This window comes from Sphingopyxis bauzanensis, from assembly GCF_002205675.1.
Lineage (GTDB): Bacteria > Pseudomonadota > Alphaproteobacteria > Sphingomonadales > Sphingomonadaceae > Sphingopyxis > Sphingopyxis bauzanensis.
Genome location: NZ_NISK01000002.1, coordinates 998238 through 1017853, shown reverse-complemented (window position 1 = coordinate 1017853; position 19616 = coordinate 998238). Strand labels below are relative to the sequence as shown.

At 62.3% G+C, this 19616-nt stretch carries 12 protein-coding genes and 1 pseudogene; 8 read left to right on the top strand and 5 right to left on the bottom strand.

Annotated features, from left to right (window positions below; genetic code table 11):
* Positions 1–227: pseudogene (locus CDQ92_RS11340) on the bottom strand (hypothetical protein); the annotation flags it as partial.
* A 325-nt stretch (positions 228–552) separates the two neighbouring features.
* Here CDQ92_RS11340 and CDQ92_RS11335 point away from each other — a divergent pair.
* Together CDQ92_RS11335 and CDQ92_RS11330 are read left to right on the top strand one after the other, a co-directional pair.
* Positions 553–1083, top strand: coding sequence for a hypothetical protein (locus CDQ92_RS11335; RefSeq protein WP_088441434.1), 531 nt, complete (start codon positions 553–555; stop codon positions 1081–1083).
* Positions 1084–1170: 87 nt separating this feature from the next.
* Positions 1171–1383: a hypothetical protein gene (locus CDQ92_RS11330; RefSeq protein ID WP_088441433.1), complete on the top strand. Its 213-nt coding sequence runs from the start codon at positions 1171–1173 to the stop codon at positions 1381–1383.
* Positions 1384–1413: 30 nt separating this feature from the next.
* On the opposite strand, the gene CDQ92_RS11325 is transcribed toward CDQ92_RS11330, so the two are convergent.
* Positions 1414–2334 (bottom strand): nucleotidyltransferase and HEPN domain-containing protein, encoded by a 921-nt coding sequence (locus CDQ92_RS11325; protein WP_088441555.1) that lies wholly within the window; start codon positions 2332–2334, stop codon positions 1414–1416.
* Positions 2335–2761: 427 nt separating this feature from the next.
* Here CDQ92_RS11325 and CDQ92_RS11320 point away from each other — a divergent pair, with 427 nt between their 5' ends.
* Together CDQ92_RS11320 and CDQ92_RS11315 are read left to right on the top strand one after the other, a co-directional pair.
* Positions 2762–4066: a hypothetical protein gene (locus tag CDQ92_RS11320; protein ID WP_088441432.1), complete on the top strand. Its 1305-nt coding sequence runs from the start codon at positions 2762–2764 to the stop codon at positions 4064–4066.
* Positions 4067–4119: 53 nt separating this feature from the next.
* Complete coding sequence (locus CDQ92_RS11315) at positions 4120–4329, top strand: hypothetical protein (protein WP_088441431.1); 210 nt, start codon at positions 4120–4122, stop codon at positions 4327–4329.
* Positions 4330–4644: 315 nt separating this feature from the next.
* Here the strand turns inward: CDQ92_RS11315 and CDQ92_RS11310 are convergent, their stop codons facing one another.
* The 3 genes from CDQ92_RS11310 to CDQ92_RS11300 form a co-directional block, all read right to left on the bottom strand.
* The gene (locus tag CDQ92_RS11310) at positions 4645–8967 is read right to left on the bottom strand and encodes a hypothetical protein (RefSeq protein WP_088441430.1); all 4323 of its coding nucleotides are present in this window, start codon (positions 8965–8967) and stop codon (positions 4645–4647) included.
* A gap of 376 nt (positions 8968–9343) precedes the next feature.
* Positions 9344–11866 carry a S8 family peptidase gene (locus CDQ92_RS11305; RefSeq protein WP_201792045.1) on the bottom strand — a complete coding sequence of 841 codons (2523 nt, stop codon included), beginning with the start codon at positions 11864–11866 and terminating at the stop codon, positions 9344–9346.
* A complete protein-coding gene (locus tag CDQ92_RS11300; RefSeq protein WP_088441429.1) occupies positions 11775–12836 on the bottom strand; it encodes an AAA family ATPase in 1062 nt (353 codons plus the stop codon). Before CDQ92_RS11300 ends, CDQ92_RS11305 begins: the two co-directional genes overlap by 92 nt.
* Before the next feature lie 505 nt (positions 12837–13341).
* Between CDQ92_RS11300 and CDQ92_RS11295 the strand changes: the two genes are divergently transcribed.
* The 4 genes from CDQ92_RS11295 (at position 13342) to CDQ92_RS11280 (ending at position 19481) form a co-directional block, all read left to right on the top strand.
* Positions 13342–16929: a class I SAM-dependent DNA methyltransferase gene (locus CDQ92_RS11295; RefSeq protein WP_088441428.1), complete on the top strand. Its 3588-nt coding sequence runs from the start codon at positions 13342–13344 to the stop codon at positions 16927–16929.
* A 407-nt stretch (positions 16930–17336) separates the two neighbouring features.
* Positions 17337–17564, top strand: coding sequence for a helix-turn-helix transcriptional regulator (locus CDQ92_RS11290; protein WP_039574441.1), 228 nt, complete (start codon positions 17337–17339; stop codon positions 17562–17564).
* Entirely contained in the window at positions 17561–17740 is a 180-nt protein-coding gene (locus tag CDQ92_RS11285) for a hypothetical protein (RefSeq protein WP_088441427.1), read from the top strand. The genes CDQ92_RS11290 and CDQ92_RS11285 overlap by 4 nt, the downstream gene beginning before the upstream one ends.
* 106 nt (positions 17741–17846) lie before the next feature.
* Positions 17847–19481 carry a recombinase family protein gene (locus CDQ92_RS11280; protein WP_088441426.1) on the top strand — a complete coding sequence of 545 codons (1635 nt, stop codon included), beginning with the start codon at positions 17847–17849 and terminating at the stop codon, positions 19479–19481.
* Positions 19482–19616: the final 135 nt, after the last annotated feature.

Genomic DNA, 19616 nt, shown 5'->3' with positions numbered 1-19616 from the left:
AAGTCGATCGTCCGACTGTCTTCGTACCAGGATCGCCGCGCATAGGGACCGATCAGGATGATGCGTTTGATCTGGCCCGGCTCGGGTGCTTGCACCTGATTTGGATCGAAGAAACTTCGCAGGATGCGCGTGATCTTTTCGATCTCGCGCTGCTTGCGGCGGACAAGATGGCCGACGCGCGCCAGTACGACTTCGCGCGCGTAAACGTCGTTCGGTGGGGTGGTCATGGTAAGCTCGCACAGCGGCGGCCCGCGCGTTGTCGCGCGGATGTGCAAGCGGTGTCCGCTGGGCCGCTATTGCGGCGATCAGCAACTGCCCGACCGTTATGGCCGAACCTACATGATGCCTGGCAGGGTTATCCTCGGGATGACCGCCAGTCACTTCATCCCGTGGGCGAGGTTATGCCAGAATCAGGGACTCGGGACAAGGTGGGCAAGGGGATCGAAGGCCGTTATACCGAACTGGTCTATTTTGGTAACATTCAGGGGATAGTTTTCGACCGCTGTTGAGATTGGGTTTGGCCAAATCCGCTGGTATTGGATCATTGCGAACATGGATGATTTTGGCCCTGCTGTGCCTATTCGATTGGACGGTGATCTGGACCGCCCCCTTTATCGTATTTTCCCTCTCTGGCACTTTGAAGACATGCTGCGCGTGAAGCGGCTTGTGCTGGTCTCGCCGAATTTATGGGAGGATCCGCGCGAGGACATCCCAGCCAGCATCATGATGCAGCGACCCGATCATAAGCAGAAAGGATTGAACGGCTATCTTCATCCAGCGCGCTGCCAATGCTGGTCTTTCGAAGGCAAGTCGGACTCTCTTTTGCGCGCCTATTCGCGGGTAACGATCGACCCGCTCCATCGCCGCAATTCCGAACCACGCAACGAAGGGGTCATGGTCCGCACTACACCGCGCAAGTTGAGTACGGCATTATCGGAGTGGGCCGGACGAGTAGCATGGGGGAAATTCTATCTAGGCCGCGTCGAGTATCTGGAGGAGGAAGATGCGTGTCAAAAAGTGGTCAACAACTTAGCTAACCAAGGGCCAGTCGAAATCGGTCGTGGCGAGAATCGTGCGCAGTGACTTCTGCTGAAGCGGAGAGCTTTCTCCCATGAAGATGAAGTTAGGCTCATTTGGGTCTGTGATGACAAACGCGAGATCGACAAAGCCATGACGGTGAACATCAACCCAAACGACTTCATTGAGGAAGTGACGTTTGATCCCCGGCTAGTAAGATTCGAATTGGTCGAACGGCAGCAGCGCGCCAAGGCGCTTGGGTACGCGGGTGCTTTGACGGAGCCGGACCTGTATCAAAAGACATTCTTTCAAACGGTGCTGCCGTGGAACTGGGAGGACTGGGAGCATCCTGTCCCTTCTGGGTGACCGCCGGCTTCCCGATTTTGCCCTTTCAACCTATTCGCGTATCGCCTTTTCGAGTTCGTCGATCTTTTCGGTGCAGACCTGATGGACAACGCGACCTAGCTCCTCGACGCATGCCCCGAGCCAAGTCAGCTCGTCCTCGCTGATCTTGTAATGCTTTGAGTAGCGGGCCTTGGTGTAAGCTTCCTTCAACTTCTGAAACATCGCGCGCTCACGGTGGGTGGTTTCTGGCCAGATCCCATAGACGCGCCGGTCGTGCCCCTCGGCGAGCGAGCGCAGGAAGGCGATATTGTGGTTGTAGGGCGTGTAGAAGGTCAACGTGAGCAGAAGGCAACCGTACAGACGTTCTGTAGCTTGATGTAGCTGGAAAGCCGACTCCTTCAACCGACCCCGGCTCATTGCATATTTCGAGGTATCGAGAAATCCGGCGGCGCTTGGCATCCATTCTTCGAAATATTCCTTCGCCGTTTCCGCGGCCTGCTGCGGCGTCTTGGGCTTCGGTGTCGCCAATTCCCGACCATCAGCGTCATAGAGCGCGATTCCGTCCTTCGCGACTTCCATGAAGAAGACGCGACCATGCGCGAGCCCGTCGTTCACCTCGTGCAGAGAGTGGACGATAAAATTGACCGGCGTGCGCAGCGTCTTTTCGATCGTGTAGGCGCGGATCAGGCGTTCGTCGGCCTTCGCCCAATAAGCGGCTCGGTCGGTCAGCTCCTTTTGGCTGACGATGACGAGGATGTCGTAGTCGGATTTATACTGGTTCGCCGACATCGGCGCATCAACCCAGTCGCCGCGCGCATGCGATCCGAACAATATGATCTTAAGGATACGGGCGCCCTTGCGCCGCCCGGTCGCATTTTCGGTTGCCTGCCCGAACTCGTCAAACAGCATCTCGACGATGCGCTCAAGCTCGCGCTGCTTCGCGGCAGGAAGATGATCGATGTCGGTACGCATATTGGGGAGAATCTTCGGGAAGTTCGCCCGCTTTGGCAAGAACAGATTACCGGGCACAATACGGTGGGATAATTTCCGGCGGTGATCCGCACCGCAACGGCTTGAGCGGATATGCGTGACTAACCAAACGCCATCTAGCTTCTCATTTTGGTCAAAAATGGCCGGTTGCGGCCAGGCAGGTTTTGGGGAGACACGAGGCCATAGCTGTCATTCCCGCTCTATCCTCGTGGGGCCGGATCCACTTCGGTTATCGCCGCGCGCGGCTACCGCCAAGTCAACGGCCGCCGAGTCGGCCCTCTTATGCCGGTGGCCACCAACACTGTTCGAATAGCGAGAGTGCCCTCTACTTGGCGATTCCTCACTCCAGCGCAGAAACGACCTATGCACTCGGCCCTTGCGCGGTATGAATGCTCAATGAGGTGAGGCAATGGCTTTCAAACCGCGATTCAAAAATCTGGGACGAGAATATCTGGCGGCGATCGAAGGAGCGATCGGTTGCCCAGTCGATGCCGCGATAAAAGGCAAGACTTTCGAGCTTGCCGATCTGACCGCGACGCTGCGCCGCTTCTACGACAATTGGTCCCCGGAAAGCAGCGGGCTTCTCTCGGGCAGCGTACTTTATACCGATGATCCCGAAGACGGGTTCCGCGACCTCAACTCGGCCAGCGAAATCGAGATCCCGCTGCGCAGTCAGTGCAAACATGATCCAGGCATCTTCATCATGATGGGACTTCGCGATCTCGATCGGGTTCGCTCGCTCTTGATGTTTGCCGATGCCATCCTCTTCTGGGATCCCTTCGAAGAGGCGATCCGCGACGGACGATCGATCGACCGAGGGGTTGCCGAAACGGGGCTCGCGCATCTGATGTCGTTGCGCCCATTGATCAAAGCAGGCCTTGTTGTCCCGGCCCAGCTGGCACGAACGCGCGCGCCGGCTAGCGACGGATCGCAGCCCGCCGGGTTCGCCTCGAACCTGATGTGGCAGGCCGCGCTCGGCCCCGAGGAGTTCGAGAAGCGGGTCAAGCTCGTCTCCGACACTGAATATGAGCTGCCTGTGCCTGAAGGCCCGCTCGGTGCAAAGGGCTGGCTCGGGCATGCTGAGAATAAAGTCGCGAGCCTGTTCCTTCCCGATATCGTCATTCCGCTGATGGATTATGATACGCTCGGTTCCTATGAGCGTTTCTGCCAGAGCATCGATCAGGGCCTGAAGGCTCGCGAGCTTCAATATGTTCACCAGAGCCTCGCCTTCGAGACAGGATTCATTCTCAATCCCGCCAAACTCACCAATGAAACGCTGCTGGAGCTTCGAGACCGTGACGTGATCTTCGCCGCCCTTCGCACGAGCATCCTCAAGGCCGTCGAAGGCTATGAAGCGGGCGTCGCGAGCGGCAGTTCGGCGACCTATATCCAGGAATTCGATATTGCGCTGGCGGAGGCCTTCGGCGAGCTCAAGGCGAAAGCGCTGGTTTCCAACACCTGGAAGGAGTTTGTCGACGAAAGCCGCTCCTTCTCCTCGCGGTTCATGGCCAAGGTGTTTTCCGCACCGGTGAAGGGACAGGCGATGTTCTCCGACCTGTTTGAATCGATCGCCGATACATCGGTTACCTCGGTGTCCAACGTCGCTCTCGCATCGCTGAAAACCTATACACGCTACCGGAATACGAAAGTCCTGCTCGACACCGCCGGAGCCATCCGGGAGCATCACAAGAGCGATACGACTATCTCGATCTGATAGACCCATCGCCTCCCCTTTCCCGGCCACCGGCCCGAAGGGCCAAGAGAGAAATGCGCTCTTGGAGAGGCGGCAGCCTCTACGCGGGCATCTCAATTCCTCCAGATACCGCGCAGAAATTATCCGAAGACATCGAACAGATCCGAACGCGCCTGAGCGACCTCCCGCTCGAACAGATCAACAGCGCCGGCGTCACCGGGCTGAGCGGCGTCGATGTCTGGGAAAAGCATGTCGCGCCCGCCTTCGCCGACGTCCTGATCTGACCGCCATAACCGCGAACGTGGGAACCCTGATCCTGCAGGGACCCGCCCGATGACGGACCCGACCCCCAATATCGACGATCTGCCCGGCTTCACGCCACTCGAACTCGAGTTGGCGCCCTGCGCGGGAAAAATCCTCGGGCTCTCGATCGAGGCGGACGCGAATTTTTGGGAGTCCCCTACCGAAGCTTATGAGGCGGCCGCCGACCTGCTGATCGCCGCCGGCAAGAATGCCGAAGGCGTGCGCGCGGCGCTTGCGCGGTACCGGGCGAGCGCCGGCACACCCTTGACCTCGGCCGGCGCCGTCCCGCTTCCCTGTCAGCCCGCCCCCCCTTCGCTTGCATCCCGTTTCGGCCGCCGCCCGGGCGTCGCATCGACCCCCCGCACAGCGATCCGCACCGGGCCATTGCTATTCTCGGTAATGGTGTCGGCCAGCCGCTGAAGCTCGGCGATGACGTCAGGAAAGCGCGCAGTGCGGCGCTGCGCCTTATCGCGCCAGAAGCGGGCGTCCTTGTGGTGACTGATGAACAATATGCCGTGCCGCCGCACGGCGGGCAGAAGATACTTGCCGGCGAGCTGGTCCTTGAGCGCCGCCCGAAGGTCGACGAGCGACCACCCTTTGCTGCCATGCTTGACCTCGATCGCGAGCTGATCGGTCGAACTGGTCGAGGTGATGGTGAGGTCGGGCCGATCGCCATACGTAATCTGCGCTTCCTTATGGGCATGGAAGCGCCCCTCGCTGCGCAGATTGAGCGCCTCGCCGAGCCAGTCCTGGACGGCGTTTTCAAGCACTGCCGTTTCGACGACCTTGCGCGACGACATATCGGCCTCCTCGAAACTCGCATCGATGGCCTCGAGAATATCGAGCACGACGCCCATCAGATCGTCGCCGGTCGCGGTCGGCGCGAGCATTTTCTCCTCGAAGCGGCGCGGCGCATCGGCCTTCCACGGGGGCCGCTCTGAATTCCGTTCGGCCATACCATAGGCAAGCTCGCGGAGACGATGCGCGCTTTTGCCGACGGCGGACTGCCGCGACAGCCAGAGCATATGCCAATGCGCGTCGGCGCCCTCGCTTTCGAGCAGGGCGTTCAATGCCAGGCCGCCAGCTTCGTCGAAGCGATCGCTGACGCCCCCATCCTCATCCTCATCGTTGGGATCGGACGGGACGACGCGCGCGCGTTCACGATAGGCTTCGAGAATGAGCGGCGCCAGCGTCGCGGGATCGAGTTCGCCCAAGGCGCCGACGATGCCGCGGTGACGGCCGAACAGGCGCGACAGGAGCTGATAGGCACGCGACTTGTGGCGACGCCGGCGCTCGGCAGCGAGCAGTTCGAGCACACGCCGGGCAGCGAGCTTCTGGTCGAGAAGGAAGAGGGTAGCGACGCAATTGACCAGCGCATCCCATCCGCCCGCTTCGCGATGAAGCGCAAAGCGCCGGTCGAAAAGGCGCGCCAGACTGCGCCGCTCATCCGCTGACAGGTCGAGCCGCCCGAGGATCCGAGCCGTCGTCGCCATGAGCTCGGGCGACATGTTTTGCCCTGAGCGAATGAGCGCGAGCAAGGTGGCGCGCAGCAGGGGCGGGATCATCATGCCGCTCGCCGCCAGCTCGAGCATCGGCCGGAATTCGGAACCCCGCGTCCATTCGCGCCGGACTTCCTTTACGACATGCGGCGTCACGACGTCGGGATGGCTTTCGAGCAGATCGCCTATCCAGCGCGCCGTGCCCTGCTCGTCAAGACAGGCGTGGCGCGCCGCGATATCGGCTTCGGCGGGCGAGAGCTTGCGCGCCCACTGCTTGTCCTCGGCGGCTTCGAGCCCGATCGCGTCGTGCGACAGGATGATCGAATATTTGATCGACTTTTTGCCATCGGTGGTGGCTTCGGGCCGCTCGGGCGGGGTGACGCGCCAGAGGACCGCGAGCCCCGCGCGATAGGCGTCGGCGACAGCATCGCCGAAGGCATCGCGAAGCATCTCCCAATCCCGCATCCCGGCATCGCGGCCACGCCTCTGGCGCGCCGCGAGCCAGTCCGTTAGCCGCAGCAGGCTATGCGGCCCGGGCCATTCTTGCAATATATCGGGGTCCTTGAGCCGCGTGGGGTCGGCTTGCAGCCGGTCGCGAAGATCGAGCCAGGATTGGTCGTCGCGCAGCTTCTGCGCCTTCTCTCGCTGGACATGGAATTGATGCTTTTCGCGAAGCTTGCGCGTTCGTTCGTCCTCGACCGCCGGCCGCCGTGCCTCGGCAAGGACTTCCGACAGCCTCGCGTCATCGGCAACCCGTTCCGCCAGCGCATCGAGCGCGGCTTCATCGTCAGTGGACGCGCGCGCAAGGCTGATGAGCCCGCTCAGCGCGACCTCGCGCTCATCCGCATCGGGCCGGTGAAGTCCGGCTTCGAGCCAGGACCGGTCGTCGGGCACGAATGACCAGAGAATATGATAGCCCGGCCAGACTTGGCGCCAGTTCCTGATCGCGACCGGCTTTTCCTGATCCACCTCGCGGTCGGCCTCGGCGACGTCGGCCCAGAAAAGCGTCTCTTTCAGCGCCGGACGCGTAGCGACGAGGCTGGTCAAGGGGGTGCTTGGTTCATCCTGACGATCGATTCCGGCTCGCTCGACCGCCATCAATAACCGGATCAGCGCCGGACCATAATCGATCTGATCGGCGTCGACGAGGGCACGAGCGGCGACCGGCGCAAGCCGTGCCGTGAGACGACGATGACGATCCGACAATTTGGGCCATTCGGCCAGCGGCGGTTCGAAAGGCAGCGCGGCAAGCCCCGCAATCAGGCGGGTGCGATCCGCGGCACCAGGGCAGGCATCGAACAGAAGCACCAGCTCCTCGCCGAAGCCTTCGGACTGATATTGCCGTCCGGGCGTACTAAGTGCGATGATTGCGAGCAGATCGTCGACCGAGAAATAGTTGGGGAAGAGCTCGACGGCGAGCGCTGGCGCGAGCTCGGCGCCGAGCTTGTCGACATGGGCGAGGCTATGTGCCGCGACCGCCTTCAGCCCTGCATCATCGTTCAGCCGTTTCAATATCCGGGTCGCGACGATGCAATGATAGGGGCGTTCGAACGATTCGAGCGCCGCGGCGCGCGCGATGCCCACGGAGCCGGCGATCTCGCCTTCCTCGATGAGACGCAGCATCTCGAACCGGAAATCGGGACGATCGTTCGCTGCCACTGCGGCATTGATTGCGGGCGCCAGATCCTGCTCGGCGAACATCCAAAGCGATTGGTGGTCGATTCGCGAAGAGGCGATATCGCCCCGCGCATCCCGGTCGGCATAGCTTGCAAGCAGCCGTGATTTTTCGTCGAGCGTGAGTGCGCCCGGATCGCCATGCGACAGGAGGACAAGTGGCTCGCGTTCCAGCAAATGTTGCCGGAGGCTCGGACGCCACAATGCGAGCCATGCGGCGCTTGCGCGCAGCGACGGCGGGATGGTCCGGATGCCGAGCGCATCGGCGAGGAAAATGCGATGCAGTTCTGGATCGGTCAGCCGCGCCCCCATGCGGCGGAACCAGCAGGCGGCGAGATATTCCTGCGCCGAGCGATGATAGAAGCGGATGAGGCCAAAGGTCGCAGGCACAAAGAGACCGCGCTCGAGCAGCCGCTCGACGTCGGCGGGCAGCCAATCGCTCAATATCTCCCGCGGATCGAGCGCCGATGCGTCGGTCGGCAACTGCCCGGGCAGATTGAGGTTCATCGAGCGCCCGAGCACTAGCGCGGCGGCGAGCCGCTCGGCACCGGCGCGCATCTCATCATCGGTCCGGCCCGACAGGGTGCGCCGGGCGTCGCCGCGCTCGGCAAGCCGCTCGGATATGCCAAGATCGAGCATTTCGGACAGGCTACCGAATTTGCGATATTTCTGCCAATAGCCCGCAAGCGTCAGGAGATCGCCGGGGCGATCAGCGAGTTGCTGGAGACCGCGTGCGAAGAGCTGGCTCTCGAAATGCTCGATCTCGGGAATATCGGCCGCGCTGAGAAGCGCCTTGCGCTGAACGTTCGACAACTTGGTAAGCGCAACGACCGTGACATCAGGGACCTGTTCGGTCTTGACCGGTTCGACGACCGCGGTCTCGGCATTGCCGAGCAACGCCTCGTCGGGATCGACCGGCGGACGCGGCGCGGGGCGGACCCGGAGCGTCTTGCGCACGAGCTCGAGGTCGGACGTGCCGCTCCATATCGTGCCGCGGCAGGAGAGGAGGATGCGCGCGCGGTCATAGGATGGGCCCAGATCGCGCGCAAAGCCGCCCAGCGCGAGATCGACGCTTTTCTGGTTGAGCCGTGCCTCGTCGACCGAATCGAGGAAGAACCAGGCCGTCGCATCGCTCTGCTGCCATTCGGCAAATTGCTCGGCCTCGTCGCGGCCCAGCGAACGGTCTAGCCCATGGCTCGCCAGCGCCTCGACGGTCACATAGAAAGCAAATTTGCCTTCCCTTCGCAGCGTCTCGGCCCGCGCCACAAATTCGGCGCTCTTTCCCGCCGACGCCTCAGCGAGGACCACGACGCGCGGCCGTTCGAGCAGTTCGACCCATCCAAGCCCGCCCAGAAATGGCCCCGCGGCCCCTTGCCAGGCTTCGGCCGAAAAGGGCCGCTCGGGCTCGATGCGGGCAAAGCGGCGGTGCAGGTCGATATAGTCCACATGATCTCCCAATGTCGTCGAGACAGAAAGCAACCGGAAAGCCATGCCGCGCCGGCGTTGCCGCTGCCAAGGAAATATCACGCCAGAATGGCAATGCCGCGGCGCGGCGGCGTGCGCGCAGGCCTAGGGGTCCACTGCCGTCGCGCTCGCTATTCCAGGTTGAACCCGGTCTATTTCGCCGCAAAGGCATATTTGTCGGCCGCCTCGGCGATGATCTTGTCGGTCAGCTTGTCCGATCCGTGACCGGCGCGGGTTTCGACGCGGATCAGACGCGGCTTGTCGTCAACCTTCGCGCGCTGGAGCGCGGGCGATATGATTCAAGCGACGGGGGAGAAAGTCTGACTGGCGACGCGGTCGGTTTCCGCTTGCCGTCGCCTCAGATACCCACAGGCACGGCGGGCTGAATATTCACGCGATTGCGCACCCCGTTATAAACCTCGATTTCACCCGGCATTTCGAGCGTCACGACAAGCGCAAAGGCGGATGCGTGATCCAGATCGTCGGCCTCGCGCTGCACCGAAAGATCGAAGAAGCCGTCGCCTGCAATCGCGGCCGCCCTTGCCCCGTCCCAGCGTCGGTGAACGATGGTGCCTTTGTGCGCCTGTTTCGGATCGGGCTGGACCGAGTTGGCCCTGATCCCGGCGGCGCCAAGCTGCCCCGGCTCGACGATCTTCATGCGGACCGCGCGATAGGCGACGGTCGAGGGCCGCGGCGGCGAAAACCACGCGAGCGTCGCGGTGAGCCCATGCGGCTGCGCTTTCCCCGACATGGTCGCAGGCCATGGAATGCGGAAACGAAGGCCCCGGTCAGCATCGATCGAGCCGACCGCCCACAGGGTGGCACGGTCGTCGGCACAATTGATGATCCGTTCGGGGTCGAAAAGGCCGTGCCCGAGATAACGCCGAACATTGTCCTTCTGGCGATAGCTAAATTGTCCGCCAACGGGGCCCAAGACTTCGACGAGCATATCGCGCGCATCGGACCACCGCGCGCTGTGCACCAGCAGTGCTTTCAGAAGCGCCGCGCGCCGGACAGCCGGGATCGCGCCGAAATCGGGATAAGCGGCTTCGAGCGCTTCGTGCGCGCGCGCCGCGACGCCGGTTGCCATCGCTGCAGCGACGCTCGTGCCGACGGAGCGCGCGACGACATTCGGCCCGACTGATGTTTGCGATGGCGGATAGGCCACGCCAATCCCGGCAAAAGCGGCGGCGTTGGTCGTGAGCGGGCTGAGGTCATGATGGTCGCCCTGCGGCATGACCCGCACGAAATGGCGGCCGCCCGGCGCGAGGATATCGGGCTTGATCGCGCCATTATGGCCAGGACCGAGCGCGCTCGATACGCAGCACATACTGGCATCGGCCCAGACGTCGAAATAGCCGGCCGGGATTGGATGCGGATAGTCGAAATTGTCAACATTGAGCGAGCCGACGGTGATCGCGTTCATCGCCTCGGCTGGCGCTAGAACGCGCCGGGTCGTGAGCTCTGCCGAACTCGCGCGGAGCGCCTGCCGCCCCTTCTCTCCCGCATCGAGCGCCTCGAAGGCTCCCGCGGTCATATTCTCGGTGCGAAGCGGCGCCATATGATTGCCAGCGCTGATGACGAAGAGAATCCCATATTTGGCCGAGAGATAGTCGACGACACGCGCCCAGCCCGAAAGCCGCCCGGCAAATGACTTGTTCGGATCGCCGAGCGAGGCATTGACGATGATGACATGCCGGGCAGTCGCCGCCTCGCCTTCGCGCATGCGAATGATCGCGCGCTCGAACATGTCGCCGGGCAGGAGATCGGGAAATTGCTCGGGCCGATCGGGGTCGGCGGTCGCGTAGAGCATGTTCACAAAATGCACTGGACGCTCGAGCGCGCGCGCCCAAGCCGCATTGAGATCGCCGTGAACGACGGCGGACGCCATGGCCGTGCCGTGCTTGCGCGCACCGACCGCAAGCGGTTCGAGGTCGAAAGGATCGTCCATGCTGAGCTTGCCGGCAAGGCGGGGGTGCTGCGACAGAGGGACAGCATCGAAGATCGCCGCGATCGGATCGCCTTCCAAGGGACCAGCCGGAGGCCCGTCACCGCTTCCGACCTCTTCGGCGGGCAACAGCTGGAAGATCGATTGCGGACGGATCTGCAGGATCGCCTCGGACCCGGCGAGACCGGCGGGATTCTGGGCCACGACCGCAGCAAGGGCGGCGGGTGGCAAATCGGTCAGCAGCGCATGATAACCCGCGCCTTCGATGCGCGAGCGCGAAATGACCGCGCCGCCCGCGGCGGCGATCTGCTGGCGCGCGAGTAGCTCGGTCGCCTGACCGCTCCGGCGAAAGACGAGCTCGACCTCGACGCGCATCGCGGGGCCGGGGTTCAGAAGCTCGCTCGCCAGGATCGCCCGGTCTTCGGGCGTCACGCGGTCCTGCGGCCCCCAAGGACGGATGTCGCGAAGCTGCGATAGCATCGCTTTCCATGCGCTGTAGTTCGGAGGGACGGTGCCATTGGCTCGCCAGCCGCGCCACAGCGTCACGATGTTGCGGAAGGCCCCTTCGCTCGGAACCATGAGATAGAGGACTGCATTCGGGTCCACATCCTCGTCATCATCGACATCCTCGGCGCCGAGAAATTCGAGGCCGGGAATCAGGCTCACCGCGCGGCTGAACTGGGGAATGCCGCCGGTAAGCTCGAAGACGAGAAGGCGCTCGGGTGCCAGCGCGGCAGGGTCGGCCTGAAGCTGGAGAATCGGCGTGTCGTCGTCGAGCAGCTCCGCCAGATGCGTCAGCTTCTGGCCGGCGGCGGTGTCCGCCTGCTCGTCGGGCGTGAATTTACGGCTTCGCGGGAAGCCGCCGCTGGTTCGCCTTGGAACGGCGCTCGGCGCGTTCAGGCGCAGTAGCGGTAGCTGGGGTGGAATCGCCATCGGTCTCTGGTGTTATCCTTGTTTTCCAGAGACGAAGCTCCTGCGCGAGAATGGACTTGAGCGTCCCGCCTCCTTGCGAAAGAATATGCCTCCGCCGGATGTTCTGGCAGAATTCGAATATCTCAGCAAAGCTTGATTGCCCCATTTGGGAGGCAAGGTCTTCTGCTTTCATGCCGGGATCTTCGGGCCAGGCATCGAAGAAGCGCGAAATGAGGATCTCGGTCGAAGCAGCAGACGGCTTCGGCATATCGATGCGTAACTGGAAACGCCGCCAGACTGCGCGGTCCAGAAGCTCGGCATGATTGGTCGCCGCTACGACGACGACATAGCTCGGGAGCTGGTCGAGCTGCATCAGCAGGAAAGAGACGACGCGCTTGATCTCGCCGGTCTCGTGAATGTCGCCGCGCTCCTTCCCGACGGCGTCGAACTCGTCGAAGAAGAGGACGCAGGGCGTCGCGCGGACATATTCGAAGAGGCGCGCAAGACGAGCGTTGGTTTCGCCGAGATAGGAACCGATGAGCGCATCATAGCGCACGGTGAGGAGCGGGACAGCGATCGCCTCGGCAACGGCTTCGGCGATCGAGGTCTTGCCATTGCCCGGCGGCCCCGAGAGGAGGATGCGATGGCGCGGTTGCATTCCTTGGGCGCGGAGCAGATCGGCGCGATGCTGCTCCTCGACGAGCTGGCGCGTCAACTGTTCGGCAGGAAGGGTGAGGATGAGCTCGTCGAGCCGCACGCGCGGCTCGGACTCGATGACGAAATCGCGACCCGGCACGGGCGTGCGGCGAAGCTCACTCGAGCTCGACACCGGCACCGATGATTGCAGGGCGCGGTGCAGCCGGTCAGCGAGGATATTATGGCTTTTCGCACGCTCGTCAGCAACCAGCGCCTCGACCGTCGAGGTCAGGGCGGTCCTGTCACCGGATGCGCCGGCCTTCACCAGCGAAACAAGGAGATCACTTCTCGCCATTAAAACCACATCGTCCAAACTGCGCCCGGTGAGCAGGGTAGCATGCGTCGGCGCCCCTGTGAATCCCTGTCGGCGCCGCACCGCAAGTTCACTCGTAGATGGTGGAAAGCGGCGCGAATGCGCGATCCGAAAGAAGCAAAAAAGCCCGCCACGGCCCTCATCGGGCACTTCTCAATCAATCGTGGCCGTCAATTAAGTGACATCGACCGGGTGCGTAGCGGTCTTAGGAGAAAAGCCGACCCTTTATGTCGCCTCCAATGAATGCTCCTTTTGAAAAACTCATTTGCTAAGGGCGCTTTGCTAGTCCGTGTTCAGACATGCGGGAACGTCTGGTTTCAGGCAGCCTCCTCGCGACCGGCTAAGACCGAAATCAGGCGCGTTTCCGTCGGACCGCTCTGGCCGATCCCAGAATGGCTACTTCTAGTCGCAGCCAGCGAAACAGACATAGAGATATTTTCCTAAGTCAGGGCTAGTCAGCCAGTTGATCGCTGATTAGCGTCGTGACATGGAACCAGGGAAAATCAGTGCTGAGCGACTGAAAAAGCTGATTGCAGACGTAAAGCCGTCCGGCGGGTCGGAATTGTCAAATTATCAGCTTTTTGTCGAACGGATGACAGGTGCTCTGTGCCTCCCTCAGCCCGAGTTTGCGCGTGAGGAAACGCGGTTCAACGATTACGTCTTCGAACGCAACGTCACGTTCCGCCACTCAAACGGTACCAGTTCGACAGGCCGTATCGATTGCTACAAGAAAGGGTGCTTCGTCCTCGAGGCGAAGCAATCCGCCAAGCGGCAACAGGCGCTAGAAACCGAGCAACTCGCGCTAGCCGGGCTGGAGACCGCACAAAAGCTCGGCCACGCCAAGCGCGGGACCAAGAGCTGGGACAAGGTGATGATCGCCGCCCGGCGCCAGGCGGAGGATTATGCCCGCGCACTACCCGTCGATCACGGCTATCCGCCCTTTTTGCTGATCGTCGATGTCGGCAATGTGATCGAGGTCTATGCGGACTTCTCCGGCCTCGGAAAGAATTACGATCACTTCCCCGATCGCCACAGCTATCGGCTGTCCATGGACGATTTGCTCGTCACCGACGTGCAGCAGCGGCTGGCCGCGATCTGGACCGATCCGCAATCGCTGAATCCCACCCGCAAATCGGCCGAAGTGACGCGCGACATCGCCGCCCGGCTCGCGACCATCGCCAGGCGGCTGGAGAAGAAATACGCGCCAATCGATATCGCCGAATTCTTGATGCGCTGCCTGTTCACGATGTTCGCGGAGGATGTCGGGCCCGAGAATGAGGCGGAGCGGCTGATCCCGAACAAGGGTTTCGAAAAGCTGCTGCATCAGATGATCGAGACGCCCGAACATTTCGCGCCCGCGCTCGAAAGCCTGTGGCGGGTCATGGATACAGGCGGCTACGCACCGCATCTCAATGCCTCGGTCAAACGGTTCAACGGCGCGCTGTTCAAAAACTCCCGCGCGCTGAGGCTCGATCAGGACGACATTATCGAGCTGCACAATGCCGCCCGGCGCGGTTGGGGCGACGTCGAACCGGCGATCTTCGGCACCTTGCTCGAAAGCGCGCTCGACACGGCCGAGCGCGCGCAGCTCGGCGCGCATTACACCCCGCGCCCCTATGTCGAACGACTGGTCATCCCCACCATCATGGAGCCACTGCGCGCCGATTGGGAGGAAGTGAAGGCCGGGGTCGAGGATCTGCGCCGTCAGGGCAATGACGCCAAGGCGCTGCAGGCGGTGCGCGATTTCCACCATCGGCTCTGCACGATCCGCGTGCTCGATCCGGCGTGCGGAACGGGCAATTTCCTCTATGTCAGCCTCGAGCTGATGAAGCGGCTCGAAGGCGAAGTGCTTGATGCGCTCGACGCCCTCGGCGAAAGCGAATCGAAGCTGCTGCTCGACGGCGAAACCGTCAGCCCGCGCCAATTCTTCGGGCTGGAACTCAATCCGCGCGCAGTGCCGATCGCCGATCTAGTGCTGTGGATCGGCTTCCTCAAATGGCAGCTCAAGACCGTCGACGTGAAGGACATCCCGGAGCCGATCCTCAACGCCTATGGCACGATCCGGCATCAGGATGCGCTGATCGCTTATGACAGCAAGGAATTGGCGCGCGACGCACAGGGCAACCTGATTACCCTGTGGGACGGCGTTACGAAAAGGCTGCACCCGGTCACCGGCGAGGAAGTGCCCGACGAGACGGCACGGCGGGAAACCCATCGCTTCATCAAGCCGCGCCGCGCCGAATGGCCGGCGGCGGAATTCATCGTCGGCAATCCGCCCTTTATTGGCGGCAAGGATATGCGCGCCGAACTGGGCGACGGCGAGGCTGAGGCGTATTGGAAAGTTCGGCCCAACGTGCCCGGCGGCGCTGATTTCGTCATGCATTTCTGGGACGAAGCCGCGCGGCAGCTGACCGCGAAACCGTCAAAAAAGGGTGCCGCCAATCCTCTACGCCGCTTCGGCTTCATCACCACCAATTCGATAACACAGACCTTCAGCCGCCGTGTCGTCGAACGCTGGACGAGCGCCAAGGAGCCGCTGAGCCTTGTCTATTCGGTGCCCGACCATCCTTGGATGAAGTCCGCCGACAAGGCGGCGGTGCGGATCGCGATGACGGTGGTACAGGCGGGGAACCATGAGGGCGTACTGGCAGAGGTGGTGAGCGAAGCGGAGCTGAACACCGACACGCCGAAGGTCGAGCTGGAGCGGCGCGAGGGCAAGGTGACGTCGAAGCTGAAGCTCGGGGCCGATCTGTCGAAGATGGGCAATCCGTTGGCCAATGATCGCATCGCTTACAAGGGCTACATGCCCTACGGCTTAGGCTTTATCGTAACCCCTAGTGCCGATGTTGTAAGGGATACGATACGCCGCGGCGGCACTCGCCACGTTCTCAAATATCGCAACGGGCGCGACCTCGCGCAGCGGCCGCGTGGTGTCTTAGCGCTCGATTTCTATGGATTGTCGCGTGACGAACTTCGCGATCGCTATCCGGAAGCTTTCCAGCATCTCACCGACACGGTCCTGCCCGAGCGGGCACGAGACAAGCGCAAATCTTATCGAGACAAATGGTGGATCTTTGCTGAGGCGCGCGAAGGGATGCGATCGGCGCTGTCGGGCCTAGACCGTTTCATCGTTACGACGGAAACCGCGAAGCACCGCTACTTTGTGTTCTTGGATGCCGACACTGCTCCAGATCAGAAGCTGCGAGTTATCGCAACGAACCGCGCCGGGGTGTTGGCAACCTTGAGTTCGCGTGCGCACACGGTTTTCGCAGAAGCGACCGGCGGGTGGCAGGGTGTCGGAAACGACCTCGTTTACCAGCACACCAACACCTTCAATCCTTTCCCCTTCGTCGCCGTCAGTGCGGTCGTTGAAAAACTCGGCGAACGCCTCGACGCCTTCCGCAAGGAACGCCTTGCCGCGCACGACTTCCTCACAATGACGGGCCTCTACAATGCGCTGGAGCGCATGCGGGAGCTTGACGCGGGCATCGGCGAACCGCTGAGTCCCCCCGAGCGCGACGTCTATGACGCGGGGCAGATCGCGATCCTCAAGGAACTGCACGACGAGATCGATCGTGAAGTCTTCGCTGCTTATGGCTGGAACGACCTGGGCGACCGTCTGGTTGGCAAGCCCGGCGGCACCACCCCCAGCCCGCACAAAAGCGAAGACCAGGAAGCGGCTGAGGAGGATTTGCTCGTCCGCCTCATCGCGCTCAATCAGGCGCGCGTTGCGGAGGAGAAAGCAGGGACGGTCCATTGGCTCCGCCCCGACTTTCAGCGCCCGCGCTTCGCCGCCAAGGTGAAGGGTGAAACCCAGATCGAGGCCGATCTGGGCGAGGCCGTCATTGTCGAGGACGTGAAACGGCCCAGCGATGGCCTCGACCAGATCCGCTCGGTGCGCGACCTTCTCGCGCGCGCCGCCGCGCCCGTTGCCGTGCCGACGCTCGCGGCGGCGTTCAGCGGTCGGAACACGCCCAAGCGGCGAGAGCGCGTAAAGCAGGTGTTGGAAACGCTCGTCTCGACCGGCGCGGCGCGGCGCGACGAAGCGACTAACGGCTATTATCTACCAAGATAGGGGCGGGAAGACATTATCAAACGTTCAGCTCTATGGCTAGCGCAACGGTCGCTCTTGGCCGGTTATTAATTGCCGCCGAACGCCAACTTTGAGGCGCCAAGCTGCCGATCTCCGCTGGGAAAACAGATTATTCCGCCCAAGAGACACAGCCGAGTCGGATCGGCCCTTTCGTTCTAGGGTGGACGCGAGAGGGTGCAAAGCTTGGCACCAAACCTCTTCGCTGGGACAGCATGGGAAATTAAATTCGCCCAAAAAACGCACGCCGGGAGCCGACAGGCAACGCCAAGAAACGACGGGACACGCCAGAGGCATTTGGCACCATTTTTGGCACTCTTGCGCGATTTTTGCGGATCGCCAATTCTACACCCAGGGGAGCCCAACCGAAGCCAGCCGATGGAGTAAATGCCATGCCCGTCTCCGAAAGGATCATCCGCCTACCCACCGTTCTCAACCGCACCGGACTGTCACGCTCGACCCTCTACCGCAAGATCGCCGAGGGGACCTTCCCCGCCCAGGTGCAGATCAGCGTACATGGTGCCGGGTGGTGGGAGTCCGCCATCAATCGGTGGATCGCCGACCCGCCCGGCTACCGCGCCGAAAATGACAATCGGCCCATGGGCGATGGGCCGGTATGAAAAAGGACGAAGCGCCGCGTTCGCGGCCGCTCACGGCCGCGAATGACAACTCTTGCGCACTTGGTCCTGCTCAGGTTGACGCGGCCCTGACGCGCATCGCCGAGGCGATCGGCCGGCACATCGCGCGCGAGCATGTTCGCGCCCGGAAAGCCGCCAACGACAATGATCTTCCGTAAATATGCGAAGGGCCGCAAGCGTTGACCCTAAGGGCATGGCGCGCGAGACCGTCATAGCGAGGCAAGCGGGCCGTGTCCGCTTGCCTCTACTCCAAAGGAAGATGTCATGATCCGCGCCGCGCTCTATGCCCGCTATTCCTCCGATCAACAAAGTTCGGCATCGATCGCCGACCAGCAGCGTATCTGCCGTGAACGCGCTGCGCGCGAGGGTTGGCAGATCGAAGCCGCCTATGAGGACGCCGCGATCTCGGGTGCGAGCATGATTCTGCGTCCCGGCATCCAGCGGCTGCTCGCCGACGCGCAGGCGGGCAAGTTCGATATCGTCCTCGCCGAGGCGCTCGATCGCGTGTCGCGCGATCAGGCCGATGTGGCGACACTGTTCAAGCATTTGCAGTTTGCGCGGGTGCCGCTGGTCACGCTCGCTGAAGGCGAGATTTCTGAACTTCACGTCGGACTCAAGGGGACGATGAACGCTCTGTTCCTCAAAGACCTTGCGAAGAAAACGCATCGCGGTCTGCGCGGGCGCGTCGAGAAGGGATTCTCGGCCGGAGCGGTGGGCTATGGCTATCGCATGATCCGCCGCCTTTCGAGCGAAGGCGAGCTGGTGCGCGGCGAACGCGAGATCGATCCTGCGCAGGCGCTGATCGTCGAGCGCATCTTCCGCGAGTTCGCGGCGGGCAAGAGCCCGCTCGCAATCGCGCGCGGCCTCAACGCCGATGGCGTATCCGGACCCGCGCGCAAGGCTTGGCGCGATACCAGCATCCGCGGTGATATTCGCCGAGGGACCGGCATCCTCAACAACGAGCTTTATGTCGGGGCTCGCGTCTGGAACCATAAACACAGTGTGAAGGACCCCAGCACTGGCAAGCAAGTCATGCGCCTCAACCCCGAAGGCGAATGGGTGCGGAACGCGGCTCCAGAGCTTCGCATCGTCAGCGATGACCTCTGGGCAGCAGTCAAGCGCCAGCAGGCGGCGCTGGCCGAGCGACATGCGAGGATCAAGCAAGCCGCGCAGGGGCGCGCGTTGCATGGCGCTCGTCGGCCCGCCTATCTCCTCTCGGGCCTTCTTGAATGCGGTGTCTGCGGCGGTGGTTGTTCGATCGTCGTCGGAGACCGCTATGGCTGCGCCGGTCATCATCGCGGTCGTGCCTGCACCAACGGTCGGACGATCCGGCGCGAGCTATTGGAGCGAAGGGCGCTGGCAGGCATGACCGACAAGCTCGTGTCGGCCGACAAAATCGAGGCGGCGGTTGCGGCTTATACCGCGCACATCAACGGCGTGAACCGCGAGCGGCGGATTGAGGCCGATGCCGATCGGCGCGCACTCGCGAAGATCGACAAGGCCTTTGCGGGCATCATGGCCGCGATCGAGGACGGACTATACCAGCCCGCCATGAAGGCGCGCATGGCCGAGTTGGAACGCGAAAAATCCGAAATCACGGCACGTCTTGTCGAGGCGCCGCAGAATGTTCCAGACATCCACCCTGGCATCGCTGAAGTCTACAAGCGCAAGGTGGAACGGCTGACTGCTACACTTGCGGACCCGGAAACGCGGCTCGATGCTTCGAGCGACATTCGCGCACTCGTTGGCAAGATCGTTCTGCATCCCGGAGCAAAACGCGGCGAAATCCATGCGACCCTTCACGGGTCGTTGATGGGGATACTCGACTTCGCTAACGACAACCCGTCGCCCGACGCCAGCCGAGTTATAACATCGGTGGCCTCGGGTTCGCCGGGATGACGATCGGTTGTTCAACGCACCCGTTAAGCACCACCATCTTTGCGCAGGAATCTGACACTTTCGACGCTCGCGACCCTCAATCGGAACCGGAAAAGGAAAGGGGATGCGCACGAGATGGAGTGAAGGAGCGGGAAG